17 protein-coding genes and 2 tRNA genes are annotated in these 13,941 nt (G+C 60.0%); 3 read left to right on the top strand and 16 right to left on the bottom strand.

The annotated features are described in order from the left end of the window. Nucleotides 1-4 precede the first annotated feature (4 nt). The 13 genes from DUT91_RS09735 to rplU form a co-directional block, all read right to left on the bottom strand. The gene (locus DUT91_RS09735) at nt 5-1,180 is read right to left on the bottom strand and encodes a divergent polysaccharide deacetylase family protein (RefSeq protein WP_114440223.1); all 1,176 of its coding nucleotides are present in this window, start codon (nt 1,178-1,180) and stop codon (nt 5-7) included. Nucleotides 1,181-1,268: 88 nt separating this feature from the next. Then, nucleotides 1,269-2,591, bottom strand: a complete 1,323-nt coding sequence (locus tag DUT91_RS09730) for a S41 family peptidase (RefSeq protein WP_114440222.1) — start codon at nt 2,589-2,591, stop codon at nt 1,269-1,271. Continuing rightward, nucleotides 2,581-3,867 carry a murein hydrolase activator EnvC family protein gene (locus DUT91_RS09725; protein ID WP_425373785.1) on the bottom strand — a complete coding sequence of 429 codons (1,287 nt, stop codon included), beginning with the start codon at nt 3,865-3,867 and terminating at the stop codon, nt 2,581-2,583. Before DUT91_RS09725 ends, DUT91_RS09730 begins: the two co-directional genes overlap by 11 nt. Before the next feature lie 284 nt (nt 3,868-4,151). Then, nucleotides 4,152-4,634, bottom strand: a complete 483-nt coding sequence (gene rlmH, locus DUT91_RS09720; protein WP_114440220.1) for a 23S rRNA (pseudouridine(1915)-N(3))-methyltransferase RlmH — start codon at nt 4,632-4,634, stop codon at nt 4,152-4,154. A gap of 133 nt (nt 4,635-4,767) precedes the next feature. Then, the gene (gene rsfS / locus DUT91_RS09715; protein WP_114440219.1) at nt 4,768-5,103 is read right to left on the bottom strand and encodes a ribosome silencing factor; all 336 of its coding nucleotides are present in this window, start codon (nt 5,101-5,103) and stop codon (nt 4,768-4,770) included. Nucleotides 5,104-5,298: 195 nt separating this feature from the next. Then, a complete protein-coding gene (locus tag DUT91_RS09710) occupies nt 5,299-5,898 on the bottom strand; it encodes a nicotinate-nucleotide adenylyltransferase (protein ID WP_114440656.1) in 600 nt (199 codons plus the stop codon). 56 nt (nt 5,899-5,954) lie between these two features. After that, complete coding sequence (locus tag DUT91_RS09705) at nt 5,955-7,238, bottom strand: glutamate-5-semialdehyde dehydrogenase (RefSeq protein WP_114440655.1); 1,284 nt, start codon at nt 7,236-7,238, stop codon at nt 5,955-5,957. A 17-nt stretch (nt 7,239-7,255) separates the two neighbouring features. Next, entirely contained in the window at nt 7,256-8,410 is a 1,155-nt protein-coding gene (proB, locus tag DUT91_RS09700; protein WP_114440218.1) for a glutamate 5-kinase, read from the bottom strand. A 9-nt stretch (nt 8,411-8,419) separates the two neighbouring features. Beyond that, entirely contained in the window at nt 8,420-9,460 is a 1,041-nt protein-coding gene (obgE, locus tag DUT91_RS09695) for a GTPase ObgE (RefSeq protein WP_114440217.1), read from the bottom strand. Between the two features lie 81 nt (nt 9,461-9,541). Next, nucleotides 9,542-10,093, bottom strand: a complete 552-nt coding sequence (locus DUT91_RS09690; protein WP_114440216.1) for a GNAT family N-acetyltransferase — start codon at nt 10,091-10,093, stop codon at nt 9,542-9,544. A 42-nt stretch (nt 10,094-10,135) separates the two neighbouring features. Next, nucleotides 10,136-10,732, bottom strand: a complete 597-nt coding sequence (locus DUT91_RS09685) for a GNAT family N-acetyltransferase (RefSeq protein WP_114440215.1) — start codon at nt 10,730-10,732, stop codon at nt 10,136-10,138. 122 nt (nt 10,733-10,854) lie between these two features. Continuing rightward, entirely contained in the window at nt 10,855-11,124 is a 270-nt protein-coding gene (gene rpmA, locus DUT91_RS09680) for a 50S ribosomal protein L27 (RefSeq protein WP_114440214.1), read from the bottom strand. 23 nt (nt 11,125-11,147) lie between these two features. Continuing rightward, complete coding sequence (gene rplU, locus DUT91_RS09675; protein ID WP_114440213.1) at nt 11,148-11,609, bottom strand: 50S ribosomal protein L21; 462 nt, start codon at nt 11,607-11,609, stop codon at nt 11,148-11,150. Between the two features lie 344 nt (nt 11,610-11,953). Between rplU and DUT91_RS09670 the strand changes: the two genes are divergently transcribed. Beyond that, nucleotides 11,954-12,043, top strand: a tRNA-Ser gene (locus tag DUT91_RS09670). Between the two features lie 101 nt (nt 12,044-12,144). On the opposite strand, the gene DUT91_RS09665 is transcribed toward DUT91_RS09670, so the two are convergent. The 3 genes from DUT91_RS09665 to DUT91_RS09660 form a co-directional block, all read right to left on the bottom strand. Next, nucleotides 12,145-12,474, bottom strand: a complete 330-nt coding sequence (locus DUT91_RS09665; protein WP_114440212.1) for a hypothetical protein — start codon at nt 12,472-12,474, stop codon at nt 12,145-12,147. Nucleotides 12,475-12,719: 245 nt separating this feature from the next. Then, nucleotides 12,720-12,797, bottom strand: a tRNA-OTHER gene (locus tag DUT91_RS25770). Nucleotides 12,798-13,019: 222 nt separating this feature from the next. Further along, nucleotides 13,020-13,286: a hypothetical protein gene (locus DUT91_RS09660; protein WP_147272171.1), complete on the bottom strand. Its 267-nt coding sequence runs from the start codon at nt 13,284-13,286 to the stop codon at nt 13,020-13,022. Nucleotides 13,287-13,389: 103 nt separating this feature from the next. Between DUT91_RS09660 and DUT91_RS26150 the strand changes: the two genes are divergently transcribed. Together DUT91_RS26150 and DUT91_RS09650 are read left to right on the top strand one after the other, a co-directional pair. After that, entirely contained in the window at nt 13,390-13,554 is a 165-nt protein-coding gene (locus tag DUT91_RS26150; protein WP_200834941.1) for a hypothetical protein, read from the top strand. After that, nucleotides 13,551-13,799 (top strand): excisionase family DNA-binding protein, encoded by a 249-nt coding sequence (locus tag DUT91_RS09650; RefSeq protein ID WP_114440209.1) that lies wholly within the window; start codon nt 13,551-13,553, stop codon nt 13,797-13,799. Before DUT91_RS26150 ends, DUT91_RS09650 begins: the two co-directional genes overlap by 4 nt. Nucleotides 13,800-13,941: the final 142 nt, after the last annotated feature.

The following is a 13,941-nucleotide window of genomic DNA, read 5'->3' as shown; positions in this document are numbered from 1 at the left end:
TGTGCTATTCCCTTTCAGGATCGCGGACAAGCGCCGAAACAGGGACGATCTCGATACCCCGCGCCTTGGCCTCGTTCGCCCATACCGCCACTGCCTCGACAGTGACGGGAAAGGCCGAACCGGTGCCGATGGCGCTGCCCTTGGCACGGGCGATGCGTTCCAGTTCGTCCAGTTTCTTCAGGATGGCGCCGCGTTCCTGCACCGCATCGATCGACAGATCGGCGGCGGCGAAGGGCGTCGCCTGTTCCCGAGCCGCTACATCAGCATGGCTGCGCGCCGAAGTCCCATCGTCGAGATAAAGAAGGCCGCGCCTGCCGATCTCTTGCATCACCGGTGTCAAAGCGCCCGCATCCGCAGTGAACCGCGCGCCCATATAGTTCATGACGCCTGTATAATTGCTGATGCGCGATAATGCCCAGAGCAGGTCCGCCCTGTTCTTCTCGGCCCCGCCCTCGACAGTCAGTGTGTGGCGGCCGGGATCGATACGCGGATAGTCGAAAGGCTCAAGCGGTACTTGCATGAGTATTTCATACCCCCGTTGGCGCGCCGCCTGCATCCAGCGCTGCAGGCTGTTACCCTGCGGCGCAAACGCAAGCGTCACCTCCACAGGAAGCTGGCGGATGGCGTTCTGCGTTCCGGTCTGCGACAGGCCCAGCCCGCCAACGACAATGGCGATACGCGCGCCACGCGCCCCCGACCATCCCCTGGCGTAGACATCGAGAGGTCGGCGACCGTCGGGACCGCGTATCGGCAGCGGTCCCATCGCGGAGTTCTCTATCAGTTCAGGATCGGGAAGATGCGCCACGCGAAAATTCTGCCCCACCTTCGAGGGATCGTGCACCACGATGGTACCCGGCAATGCTGGCATTTCGGGCGTCACCTTGATGATTGCCGGACCGGACGAGGAAATGTTGCTGCCGGAGGGGGACCTGACCTGCTGCGAATTCACGCCAATCTCAGTCGCAGACCCTTGCGGCTGCGCAACGATGGTTTCGGCCTCCAGTGGCCGGGGCGGAGGATTGCGAAACAGATCGCTATCGCCGATGGAGAAGACGCTGGCGGTAGCAAGGATCACGGCCACGACAGCCGCTGGCCCTAACCAACGAAAAGCGCGGGACCGGCCGGTCCCGCGCTTCGTCTGCTTTTTGTTCTGCCCCAACGGGCTATGGATGTCCGACATGTCCTCAGCCAACCGCCCCCTGCGGCTGAATGGAAGCACGGCGGCTAAGCCATGCTTCCGGTGTCATTTGCCGAAACCGGGCAGATGATCAGTTCGGCACGCCCTTGTTCGGGTTGGGCGGGAAGGCCGCATTGGCCATTTCGCCGCGCAGAAGCTTCAAGGCCTCGTTGAGCTGGACATCGTCCTTCGGATCCTGCGGCACATAGGCCGGCGAACCTGAACCCTTGTCGTCTTCCTGGACGCCCTTGATATGGCCCTTGAGCGCCGATTCGCCCCGCGTCACGTCCTCACCCTTGAACTCGGCCGGCAATGGCTGCTCGACAACGATGTCGGGCGTGATGCCCTTACCCTGGATCGACTTGCCCGACGGCGTGTAATAGAGCGCCGTTGTCAATCGCAACGATCCATTTTCGCCGAGCGGGATGATCGTCTGGACCGAGCCCTTGCCGAAGGACTGGGTGCCAAGAACCGTGGCACGCCGGTGATCCTGCAAGGCGCCAGCGACAATTTCCGACGCGCTGGCCGAACCGCCATTGACCAGGACGATCAGCGGCTTGCCGCTGGTCAGGTCGCCCGGACGAGCATCGAAACGGGTCACGTCCTGCGGATCGCGGCCGCGTGTCGAGACGATTTCGCCCTTGTTGAGGAAGGCATCGGAAACCGCCACCGCCTGATCGAGCAGGCCGCCCGGATTGAGGCGCAGATCGAGCACATAGCCCCTCAGCTTGTCCGCCGGGACCTTCGACTGGATGTCCTTGATCGCCTTCTGCAGGTCCTCATAGGTCTGCTCGGTGAACGAGATCACGCGGATATAGCCGACGTCGTTTTCCACCCGGTAGCGAACCGCCCGCACCTTGACGATGTCGCGGGTGATCTTGAGCTTGATAGGCTTGTCGACGCCCTGGCGCACCAGCGTCAGCTCGATCGGCGTATTCACCGGACCGCGCATCTTGTCGACCGCGTCAGTGAGGCTCATGCCGCGCACTTCGGTTCCGTCGATCTGGGTGATCAGATCGCCGGCCAGCACCCCGGCCTTGGAGGCGGGCGTGTCGTCGATCGGTGCGATTACCTTGACGAGATCATTCTCCATCGTCACTTCGATGCCGAGACCGCCGAACTCGCCCTTCGTCTGCACGCGCATATCCTGCGCCGCTTCAGGGTTCAGATATGACGAGTGCGGATCGAGCGAGGTCAACATACCGTTGATGGCGCTTTCGACAAGCTTCTTGTCATCCGGCGGCGTGACATACTGGGCGCGCACGCGCTCGAAGATATCGCCGAAGATCGCGAGTTGCTTGTAGGTGTCGCTGCCCGCTGCGTTGGCCGAAGAAGCCGGGGCTCCCTGCACCACAACCATCGCCGACGCTCCCAGAAGGGCACCTGCGAAAAGAAGCGATAGTTTACGTATCATTTTGGGTCCTTCCAGAAAGCCGCACCGTCCACCACGGGGCCGGATCGACAGGTTTTCCATCTTTTCTAAATTCTATGTAGAGCATCGGCGCGCCATTTCCCACATCCATTGAAGCAGCACTCGCCAAAAGCTTTTCTCCCATCGCGCCGACCGGTTCGCCTGCCAACACGAACTGCCCCTGCGATACGTCAATTCGCTTCATTCCCGCCAGAACGACATGATAGCCGCCCCCGGCGTCCAGGATCAAGAGTTGTCCGTAAGAACGAAATGCCCCAGCATAAAGTACAACGCCATCGGAAGGTGACGTAATCGTGGCATTCGCCGCAGTCTCCAGCATTTCTCCCATGCTGCTGCCGGTAATCTCGTCCTTGTCGCCGAACTTTCTGCTGATACTGCCTGCCGCCGGCAACACCAGGCGCCCACGCAACGAGCCGAAATCAGTCTGCGCCATGAGCCTGTCGGCGTCGGGCGGGCGCTGCTCCGCACGTTCCTGTCCATCGGCCAGCCGCTTCTCCTCCGCCCGCCGCGCCGCTTCCGCAGCTTCGCGCACGGCGTTCATCTGGTTGTCGAGCGAGGCAATCAGATCTTTGAGACTGGTCGCCTTTTGCGCCAGTTCTTCAGCATGCCTGCGCTCGGCGGCAAGCTGCTCCTCCGATTGAACATGGAGCTTCTTCTTTTCCTCCAGCAGCAGCGAAAGCCGGCGCTGTTCCTCGACCTGCGCCTTTTGTGTGTCGGCAAGCCGCGCCTGCTCCTGTGCGATCGAGGCGGTGACGCGGTTCATTTCCTTGAGATCGCCCATCAGTTCTTCTGTCTGCTGGCGCATTTCGGGCACAACGGCGCCGAGAAGCACCGCGCTTCGCACTGACGCAAGCGCATCGTCGGGTCGCACCAGGATGGCGGGCGGCGGATTGAGCCCCATGCGCTGCAAAGCGGCGAGAACTTCCGCCAGAATGCCACGGCGCTCCTTCAGCGAAAGCCTGATTCCATCTTCCTGCTCGCGTAGCGACGTCAGCTTTTCGCCGATATCCTCGATATCCTGCGCCAGCTTCTTCTCGGTCTTGGCGGACTGGATCAGCGCGGCGGTGATCGTCACCTGATCCTTCTTCAACGCACCGATTTCATTGTCGAGCTTGGCAAGCTTCTCCTGCGAAAGCGAAAGCTCGCCGGTGACCCGGCCCAGTTCGCTGTCGGTTTCGGCGCGCCGCACCTGCAGCGGCGCATCCTGCGCCAGCGTCGGGAGCACGAGTCCTAGCCATCCTGCCCAGAGCAACGCCATGCCGGCCACGCTCTTTCGCAAGGCGTGTTTCCCGGAAGCCGTCCTGCATCGGTTAGGCAAATGGCAATTCATCTATCGTCTTGCCGCCCATCAAAGGGACGGCCCGGTCATGGTTCGTGGCAAACATTATGCCCTGTTTCGTTAAGGAAGCATCAACCATAATGCTCTGCGGCGATAATTTGCGAGCCAGCGAAATTCTGCGCTCGAAAGCGCCGCGCGGATGCTCCATCCGCTTTCATGCGCCAGCCTCTCTTGGCTGAGGATTCCGGCGGAAATGCGTAGCTTCAAGCCCTGTGATAGGGATGTCCGGAAAGAATCGTCGCGGCGCGGTAAAGCTGCTCGGCGACCAGGATGCGGGCAATCTGGTGCGGCCATGTCATGGCGCCAAGTCCGAGGACCAGGTCGGCGCGAGCCCGCAGGCGCGTATCATGCCCATCAGGACCGCCAATGGCCAAAATGAGTTGCCGCTGGCCCTCGTCGCGCATCCGGCCAATGCGTCCAGCAAAATCCTCCGAGCCCAGCATCTTGCCGCGCTCGTCGAGCAGGATGAGCCTAGCGCCGCCGTCCAGCGCCTCGAACAGCCTCGCCGCCTCCTCCTGCTTGCGCTGGTCCGCGGTCGCCGCACGGCTTTCGACGATCTCACTCACGCCAGAAAATTCCAGGCCGAGCGAAGATCCCGCCTTGGCGAAACGGTCGAAATAGCGGTCGGCCAACTCCCGTTCGGGGCCGGCCTTCATCCGGCCCACGGCAAAAATAGTGATACGCATGGCCTTCCCAACTGATCCGGACCGGCACTATAGGCGTCAAGCCTCAAAAAACGCTGCACCTATCGAGCCCGCGCACCGCACGTTCGAACACCGATCCCGGTTCCCGGGCTGATGCGCAGGCGCCGGCTGCGTATCAGTGCACGGTTTCCGCCTCAAACTCTCCATCAAGGTCCGGCGCGAGCCACATCTTTTCGATGTTATAGAACTCACGTACTTCCGGACGGAAAAGATGGATGATGATGTCGCCGGTATCGATCAGAACCCAGTCGCCATTCGTCAAACCCTCGACCTTGGCATTGCCGTATCCGGCATCCCTGAGGGTACGCAGGAGATGATCGGCTACAGCCGCAACATGACGATGCGAACGTCCCGACGCGATTACCATGTAATCGCCGAGTGCCGATTTCCCTTGAATGTCGATGGAAACGATGGATTCCGCCTTGGAGTCTTCGAGACTGGCGAGGACCATTTCGAGAGCATGGGATACGGACGTAAGCCCGCTGACCCCAGCTGGTGAAGGCGCAAAAGCGTCCTTCTTCTGAATTGCTGTTCTCAGTGTCTTTCCTTTCCAACAAGAACAACGCCGCACGGCCACTACAGACACCGCGCCTGTCTAAGATAGGCAGAGTCCCGTGACAGTTTCAAGACCTGTCGCCCGCCAGCGTTACTTTCTGCTTATCTTATGCCGGCCGTTGCGGATCGCGGTAGAGGACAGCGACGAACGGGGGCCGTGAATGAACGTCCAGGCCGGAGCGCGAAAGCGCGCCAGAAGCGGCGCATCGGCCTCGTCGATCCGGGCATAGGAGAAGGTCTTGGCCAGGCGTGACGAGAGATAGGCAAGCGTCGAGCCCGGACGATCGACGACGGCGATCGGAAATGTCATGGCGATCTGCCGCCAGCGCTGCCAATGGTGAAAGCCGGCCAGGCTGTCGGCGCCCATGATCCAGACGAAATCAACGCCCGGATTGCGCGCCTTGATCAGCGCCAGCGTATCGGCGGTATAACGCACACTGTAGGCCGCCTCGAACGCCGTCACCTTGATGCGCGGATCCTTGGCTATTTTTTCGCTTTCGGCCAGGCGCTCGGCCAGCGGCGCAAGTTCGCTCACATCCTTCAGCGGATTGCCGGGGGTGACCATCCACCAGAGCTGGTCGAGATGGAGCTGGCGCAGCGAGATTTCCGCAACCAGCGAATGCCCGGCATGCGGCGGGTTGAACGATCCGCCGAACAGGCCCACCGCCATGCCCTTCTCGACATGCGGCATCCGGAGATAGGCTTGATCTATGCCGGGATACTGCCGATGCAGCGGCAACGATTGAGTCACGGGCGCGTCTGGCCGTTGCCGCGCACGCGGTATTTGAACGAGGTGAGTTGTTCGACACCGACGGGCCCGCGCGCATGCATCTTGCCTGTAGCGATGCCGATTTCCGCGCCCATGCCAAACTCACCGCCATCGGCGAACTGCGTCGAGGCATTGTGCAGGAGAATGGCCGAATCGATCTCGTTGAAGAAGCGCTCTACCGCCGCAGCGTCTTCCGCGATGATCGCCTCCGTATGATGCGAGGAATAACGGCCGATATGCCCGATCGCGCCGCCGATGCCATCGACCAGCGCCACGGAGATGATGGCGTCGAGATATTCGGTCGACCAGTCATCTTCGCTGGCAGAACTGGCGTCGGGAAATAAGGTCCGGACTTCTGCGCTGCCGCGGATTTCGCAGCCGGCGTCGCGCAGATCCTCAAGGATCGGCACCAGATGCGTCGAAGCCACGGCCCGATCCACCAGAAGCGTCTCCGCCGCACCGCAGATACCGGTCCGCCGCATCTTGGCGTTGACGGCGATGCGCCGCGCCATGGCGAGATCGGCTGAGCCGTCGATATAGAGATGACAGAGACCTTCTAGATGCGCGAAGACCGGCACCCGCGCTTCCGACTGGACGCGCGCGACAAGGCTCTTTCCTCCACGCGGGATGATCACATCCAGATTGCCGCCAAGGCCTTTCAGCATTTCGCCGACCGCGGCACGATCCGTCACCGGCACGATCTGGATCGCATCTTCGGGCAACCCCGCCGCAGTAAGGCCCTCAATGAGCGCCGCATGGATGACCGCCGTCGACTGCGCCGAATCCGAGCCGCCGCGCAGGATCACCGCATTGCCGGATTTCAGGCATAGCGCTCCGGCATCCGCCGTCACGTTCGGGCGGCTTTCATAGATGACGCCGATAATACCGAGTGGCGTGCGCACGCGCTCGATATGCAATCCGTTCGGGCGATCCCATTCCGTGATGATCTTGCCGATCGGATCCTCCAGTTCGGCAATGGCCCGCACGCCCTCGGCCATGGCGCGAATCCGACCATCGTCGAGCTTGAGCCTGTCCAGCAGAGACGCCGCCAGTCCCGCTTCCTCGGCATTGGTCATATCGATCGCATTGGCCGCAAGGATTTCGTTCTTACGCCGAATCAGCGCGTCCGCCATGGCGACAAGGGCGGCGTGCTTACGCTCCGACGAGGCGATGGCGAGCGGCCCTGATGCGGCGCGCGCTTTCGCCCCGATCTCCGCCATCAGGCTTGCGATATCCATTCCGGCCTCGGCTTTCGTCAGCATCATCCTGTCCCTCTGCCCTACCCATCAGCCATGCGCGGTTCATCGTGCATCTTCATTCCCCGCACCACAAGGTCATTGCGATGGATCATTGCGGCGCGCGCATCATAGCCGAGGATCGCCGTTATCTCATTGCTCTTGTGTCCTGCGATTCTCACGGCATCGGCCGCATCATAGGCAACGAGACCGCGCGCGACCTCGCGCCCCTCAAGGCTCATGACGGCGACAGTATCGCCGCGTTGGAAATTGCCCTGCACCTCTCGCACACCCGCCGGAAGCAGCGACTTGCCGGAGCGCAGCGCAGCAAGCGCACCGTCATCCACGACAAGCCGGCCCGCTGGCTCCAGATTGCCCGAGATCCAGGTCTTCCAGGCACTGACTGGCTCCGTGCTAGGCTTGAACAGCGTCGAGCGTTCGCCCCGATCTATTGCCGCGAGCGGGCTGAGTCGCGTTCCGGACGCGATGATCATCGCCGTTCCCGCCGCATTGGCGATCTTGCCCGCATCGAGCTTGGTCTTCATGCCGCCGCGCGAAAGCTCTGAAGCAGCTGCCCCCGCCATCGCCTCGATTTCAGGTGTAATCGCCTCGACCAGAGGCAGGAAACGCGCGTTGGGATCAAGATGCGGCGAAGCGCTATAGAGCCCATCTATGTCGGACAAGAGGATCAGCAGATCGGCGCCCATCATTGTCGCCACCCGCGCCGCGAGACGGTCATTGTCGCCATAGCGAATTTCGCTGGTCGCCACCGTGTCGTTTTCATTGATGATCGGAACAGCGCCTAACTTCACTAGGGTTTCGATCGTAGCGCGCGCGTTCAAATAGCGGCGGCGCTCTTCCGTATCGGAAAGCGTCAGCAATATTTGCCCCGCGCGCAGATTGCGGCGCTCCAGAACGTCGGAATAAGCTCTGGCGAGTGTGATCTGGCCGGTAGCGGCGGCGGCCTGACTTTCCTCGAGTTTCAGCGCGCCTTTCGGCATGGCAAGAACGGTGCGCCCAAGCGCTATCGCCCCTGAGGAAACCACGAGAACCTCGACCCCGGCGGTGGCAAGCACCGCGATATCGTCCCCGAGGCTTTCCAGCCATGCCCGTTTGAGCCCGCTCGCGCGATCGACAAGGAGCGCCGAACCGATCTTCACCACAATCCGGCGATATTGCTTCAGCGCCTTCAATGCCATGGTTGCCGCTTACTCCCCTGTCGCGCCTTCTGCAGCCGCTGTGCCGCCTGCTTCGACGGCCCTGGCCTCCTCGATGATCGCGGCAAGCGCGCGAAGCGCCTGCTCCAGCCCCTCGCGGCTGACGGCGGAGAGCAGCAACGGCACCCGTCCGCAGGCCTTCTCCAGAGCTGCCGCCTTCTCCTTGCGCGCATCCTGGTCGAGCGTATCGATCTGCGACAGGGCGACGATCTCGGTCTTGTCGATCAGGCCGTGGCCGTAGGCCTCCAACTCGCCGCGCACTGTCTTGTATGCCTTGGCTACATCCTCCTCCTGCGCAGAGACCAGATGCAGCAGCACCCGGGTTCGCTCGACATGGCCGAGGAAACGGTCGCCGATGCCGACGCCCTCGTGCGCACCCTCGATGAGACCTGGAATATCAGCGATGACGAACTCGCGTCCATCGATCCGCGCCACGCCGAGATTGGGATGGAGCGTGGTGAAGGGGTAGCCCGCAATTTTCGGCTTGGCTGCCGTCACGCTCGCCAGAAACGTCGATTTGCCGGCATTGGGCAGCCCAACCACGCCGGCATCGGCGATAAGCTTGAGCCGAAGCCAGATGGTCCGCTCCTCGCCCTCCAGGCCGGGATTGGCGCGGCGCGGCGCGCGATTGGTCGACGTGGTGAAATGCAGATTGCCGAAGCCGCCATTGCCGCCCTTGGCGATCCGGAAGCGCTGGCCCACCTCGGTCATATCGCAGATCAGCGTCTCATTATCTTCCTCGAAGATTTGCGTGCCGGCCGGCACCTTCAATATAACATCGGAGCCTTTGGCGCCCGTCATATTGCGGCCCATGCCGTGCATGCCGGTCTTGGCCTTGAAATGTTGCTGGAAGCGATAGTCGATCAGCGTGTTGAGCCCGTTGACCACCTCGACCCAGACATCACCGCCGCGACCGCCATCGCCGCCATCCGGGCCGCCGAATTCGAGAAACTTCTCGCGGCGGAAAGACACCGCCCCCGCCCCGCCATCGCCGGAGCGGATGTAAATCTTTGCCTGATCGAGAAATTTCATCAAACTAACCTTCTTAAGCGCACAGTTGCAATTACAGCAAAACCCGCTTCCTGCAAACCATTGAGGAAGCGGGTTTTCAGCCTAATTCGGCTTCCATGCGGGATCGGTAAAGTCGATCTGGATCAACTCTTGATCCAGATACTCTCCCTGCACGAGAAGCGATTTTCGCTCCACGCCATAAGCCTTGAACCCAAGCGCGTGATAAATTCGCTTGGCGGCCTTATTTACCGCAACCACCCTCGCCTCCAGCACGACGACGTGTTGCGCGGCATGGTCGATGACTTTCTGCACCAACGCCTTGCCCAGTTCCAACCCGCGCGCCTCCGGCACGACATAGACGCTGACCAGCGTGCCGCGATGGCGCTCCGTCCTGCGCTCACGCCGGTGGAGGGCGGCAATGCCAAGCAGGTTTTCGCCGTCGAAGGCGCCAAAAACCACATTGCCGTCCACCTGCTCCATACGACGCGCAAAGACGGCATCCGAGTAAGCATTTTCTTCCTCGAATGTGGACCCGAAAGCCATCGGCGCACGCTGCAACGCGCTCAATCTCATGGCGCGATAACGATGCAGGTCCTCTATGCCAAGCGCCCGTACAAGGATTGCATCGCGTACGATCGTATCGATCTCTGTCATCTTCTCACTCATGTTTACCGGACCACGCTGGCCCTCGCCGCGTCACTTGTGCCAGCTTCTCAAGCCAACCCATGTCCGCCGGTCGAGCGTGTAACGTTCCGTCGGCACATTGCCGGCGGCGAGCGAATCCATCATCCCTGTGCCGGCATACTGGAAGCCGCTCTTGTGAATCACCCGGCGCGAGGCGGCATTACTTACCCGACAGGAAACATGCAGCCGTTCGATGTCGGTGGCGCGAAAGGCCAGGTCGATCAGCGCATGCGCCGCTTCGGTGGCATAGCCCCTCCCCCAGAAAGGCTCGCCCAGCCAATAGCCGATCTCCAGACCTTCGCCGTGCTTGCAGTCATGGATGCCGCAGCAGCCCATGGAGATGCCGGTTTCCGCCTGCGTAATGGTATAGACGCATTTGCCGATATCGCCCGATTTGGCGCGTTTGACGAAGTCCATTGCATGGGCCCGCATGTAGGGATGCGGCATACGCGAAAGCATCTCAGCCACGCGGATATTGTCGGCGAGATCGGCAATTGCGTCCACGTCCTCATCGTGCGGAGGCCGCAGGATGAGCCTCTCGGTGACAAGGACGGGACAATCGATCCGACCTGAACTTTCTTCTTCTTCGTCTAGTATCTCGGCAACCATTTTCAGTCCTCCAGATGCGAAAAGGGGAGATGGTGGCGTCCCATCTCCCCTTTTGATCTTTTGGCTGTATGCCAAACGCCGGGTCCGATGGGACGCCGGTGCTTGGGTGGAGCGCTACCGGCTTACTCAGCTGCCTCCGCAATCGGGTTTACCGATACGAAGGTACGTCCGTTGGCTTTCGTGCGGAAGGAAACCGAGCCGGTCGACAGAGCGAACAGCGTATGGTCCTTGCCAACGCCAACATTGTCGCCGGCGTGCCACTTGGTGCCGCGCTGACGCACGAGAATGTTGCCGGCGAGAACCTTCTCGCCGCCGAACTTCTTCACGCCAAGGCGCTTGGATTCTGAATCGCGACCGTTGCGCGACGAACCGCCAGCTTTCTTATGTGCCATCGGTGTTCTCCTTTAAACCTGTGTTACTCGGCCGATGCGGCCTTGGCTGCGGCCTTCTTCGGCGCTGCCTTGGCTTTCGGGGCGGCTTCGGTGGCCTCGACGGCTTCCGCCTTCACGGCATCGTCCTTCTTGGCGGCGGGCTTCGCGGCTGCCTTTTTCGACGGCTTGGCGCCACCGGTGAGGATTTCCGAGATGCGGATCGTCGTCAGTTCCTGGCGATGCCCGCGGGTACGCTTAGAATTCTGCCGGCGACGCTTCTTGAAGGCGATGACCTTGCGGGCACGGCCCTGTTCAACGACCTCAGCCGTCACCATGGCGCCTTCGACGACAGGCACGCCGATGGTGGCGGAAGCGCCTTCGCCGACCATCAACACTTCGGCGAATTCAACGATGTCACCGGCCGCGCCGGAAACTTTTTCGACCTTCAGGAGGTCATTGGCGGCAACGCGATACTGCTTGCCCCCCGTTTTGATGACTGCGAACATTTTTTATCCTTTCGGGTCGTTCGGTCCAGCTCTCATGTGAAACCACATGGGCCGTCTTTTTGTCAGTCGTGACAGATTGTTCGGAAAGGCCCGGGATTCCGCACACGGAGCCCCTGATAACCCGCTAAAAACGATCGGCGCGGATTCACCAACACCTAAAGTCGCGCGCTTATAAAAAGGAAACGGGCAGCGAGTCAAGAAATTTCCCCGCAGCGGGCGCAGATTAGCACTTGTATATCCCGCCCATGCCCGCTATCTAGCGCACCGCACATTCAGCAGTCGCGTAAAACTGCCTGAGCGGACAAGAAGGGAACCAATTGTTCCAAAAAGGTCCGCAGCACCGCGGAGAGGTGGCTGAGTGGTTGAAAGCACCGCACTCGAAATGCGGCATAGGGGCAACTCTATCGGGGGTTCGAATCCCTCCCTCTCCGCCAAGTTCTTTGATTTCATTGTGTTTTTTGGCATTCTGTACCCGATGCCATAACTGTGGAAAACCCCGCCGAAGCGAGGTTTTCTGTGAGGTGCCGTTTGATGGTTAGGCGATGACGGGCAACTTTATCTGCTCTATCACTGCCAACAAGAAGTCTTCGGCGCTCTCATAATGAGAATTGAACCCAATATCTTCAAGCGCACGCTTATATGCCTGCGTCTCCGACGCTGCTCCATCGATCTCGCCGAGTGTCACCGTGAACTCCCTCAACACGTCCTCGTCGGTATCATCATTTCGGAAGAGCACTTCTAGGTTCTCGACTTCCTTCGCTGCCGCCTCATTTCGAGCAGCATATTCAGGAAACTCTGATGCCTGCTCATAGAGATGGTGCGCTTGGAATCCGAGGTTATCAGCGATTACAAGATTCATGTTCATATCATTTCTCCTCTCGCCGCCCACGCGGGGCAAACGTTTCAACATGCCTGCCAAAGGGCAAGCGGTTAAGTTCACCCGTAAGGGTGCATTCGTTGCGTTGAAAAGTCTCGCCAGATGGGCTGGCCCGAAGGCTGCGAGTGCGAGATTTAGGCCTTCCTGATGGGAAGGCGAATATTCCGAAGAACGCTGGCACTATCACGGATTCGGCATACCAATGTCAATCTGTTTCAACGTTTTCGAATAGATGGTGCCCGTGGCGCGATTCGAACGCGCATTGATCCTGTTACGGCTCACGCTTTAGAAGAGCGCGCCGGTACACGGGCAAACTGTTACTCCGCGACCATGCGTCGGCCCTTCTCTGCGTTTAGCTCCGCCCCAAGAGCAATAAACGCCTCCTCGGCATCCGCGGCCCATGTCCACCTCTGTGCGTTGGTTTCCTTCGTTGTCTTCCAGTATTCCCAAAACGCTGGCGACGGCGGAGATATCCCCCAAGGCACAACCTAAACGATCCTCGGTGCTCAGTGCGTGATTTGCGTGAACGTTGCTCATGCTGCCCTCTTGGTACGGAAGTCGGTCTCTAGCGCAGAATAGTAGTCGTTCGACATGTTGCCGACCGCAGCGCTGGCCTGGTTCAATGCAAAGCAAATCATATTTTCTTCGTCACGATCCAACGCGTCTGGATGCAGACTGCGTATCGATGACATCATTGCCTCAACCAGTTTTTGAACAATCTGGACTGCACACACGGAATCACAGACTTTAGGCTCCAAGCGTCCGAAATCTGATAGTTCTGGTAACGGTTTGGTAAGCATGCTGCTGGGCTCCTCGTTGCCAATCATTGTTAGCAGATGTATATCATCGACTAACATTGTCAACTAGCAAATGCTAACATTTACCATCTTTTTGGAGCCAGTTATGGTGCGCACCGCGAGTATCGGAATTCGAGTTGAACCAGTGGTCAAAGAAGCCCTAGAGCGCGCCGCGAAAGCCGATCGAAGATCCGTCGCCGGATACCTGGAAAAGCTGATTTTGGATGATCTCGAGGCGAAAGGCTTTTTGGCACAAGGCGCTCCAGAATGACCGACAACATCGCCTTCACACCTGAAACTCTCGGCCGGCGCTGGCAATGCAGTCATCAGCACATCAGAGACTTGGTGAACAAAGGGAAGCTCCCAGCCTTCCGCGTTGGACGTCTGTACCGCATTCCGTATGATGCAGTCATCGCTTTCGAGAACCCTAAGGAAGCTGAAGATGTCGATGTGAAGCCGGTCATAAAAGCCCCGCTAATCGTGATGACGCCACAGCTCGTGAGGCCGATAGAATAAGCTTGCCGTCACCGCTGGCTCCAATTATTCGTGGGCCAGGGGGCAAAGAAAATGAAAAAGATTATTATCGGCGCAATAGCTGCGGTCGTTTTAATACTCGGCGCCAATGCCGTGTATGTAGGCATTCCATCATGGTCGGCTA

This window comes from Paramesorhizobium salinisoli (assembly GCF_003335045.1).
In the GTDB taxonomy this organism is placed as follows: domain Bacteria; phylum Pseudomonadota; class Alphaproteobacteria; order Rhizobiales; family Rhizobiaceae; genus Paramesorhizobium; species Paramesorhizobium salinisoli.
Note: the sequence above shows the minus strand (reverse complement) of the source record. Positions and strands in the feature narration are given on the sequence as shown.

Coding starts and splice junctions, on each gene's coding strand:
- DUT91_RS09735 (WP_114440223.1), bottom strand. CDS start 1,180: ATGTCGGACATCCATAGCCCGTTGGGGCAGAACAAAAAGCAGACGAAG.
- DUT91_RS09730 (WP_114440222.1), bottom strand. CDS start 2,591: ATGATACGTAAACTATCGCTTCTTTTCGCAGGTGCCCTTCTGGGAGCG.
- DUT91_RS09725 (WP_425373785.1), bottom strand. CDS start 3,867: ATGGCGTTGCTCTGGGCAGGATGGCTAGGACTCGTGCTCCCGACGCTG.
- rlmH (WP_114440220.1), bottom strand. CDS start 4,634: ATGCGTATCACTATTTTTGCCGTGGGCCGGATGAAGGCCGGCCCCGAA.
- rsfS (WP_114440219.1), bottom strand. CDS start 5,103: ATGGTCCTCGCCAGTCTCGAAGACTCCAAGGCGGAATCCATCGTTTCC.
- DUT91_RS09710 (WP_114440656.1), bottom strand. CDS start 5,898: ATGCCGCATGTCGAGAAGGGCATGGCGGTGGGCCTGTTCGGCGGATCG.
- DUT91_RS09705 (WP_114440655.1), bottom strand. CDS start 7,238: ATGCTGACGAAAGCCGAGGCCGGAATGGATATCGCAAGCCTGATGGCG.
- proB (WP_114440218.1), bottom strand. CDS start 8,410: ATGGCATTGAAGGCGCTGAAGCAATATCGCCGGATTGTGGTGAAGATC.
- obgE (WP_114440217.1), bottom strand. CDS start 9,460: ATGAAATTTCTCGATCAGGCAAAGATTTACATCCGCTCCGGCGATGGC.
- DUT91_RS09690 (WP_114440216.1), bottom strand. CDS start 10,093: ATGACAGAGATCGATACGATCGTACGCGATGCAATCCTTGTACGGGCG.
- DUT91_RS09685 (WP_114440215.1), bottom strand. CDS start 10,732: ATGGTTGCCGAGATACTAGACGAAGAAGAAGAAAGTTCAGGTCGGATC.
- rpmA (WP_114440214.1), bottom strand. CDS start 11,124: ATGGCACATAAGAAAGCTGGCGGTTCGTCGCGCAACGGTCGCGATTCA.
- rplU (WP_114440213.1), bottom strand. CDS start 11,609: ATGTTCGCAGTCATCAAAACGGGGGGCAAGCAGTATCGCGTTGCCGCC.
- DUT91_RS09665 (WP_114440212.1), bottom strand. CDS start 12,474: ATGAACATGAATCTTGTAATCGCTGATAACCTCGGATTCCAAGCGCAC.
- DUT91_RS09660 (WP_147272171.1), bottom strand. CDS start 13,286: ATGCTTACCAAACCGTTACCAGAACTATCAGATTTCGGACGCTTGGAG.
- DUT91_RS26150 (WP_200834941.1), top strand. CDS start 13,390: ATGGTGCGCACCGCGAGTATCGGAATTCGAGTTGAACCAGTGGTCAAA.
- DUT91_RS09650 (WP_114440209.1), top strand. CDS start 13,551: ATGACCGACAACATCGCCTTCACACCTGAAACTCTCGGCCGGCGCTGG.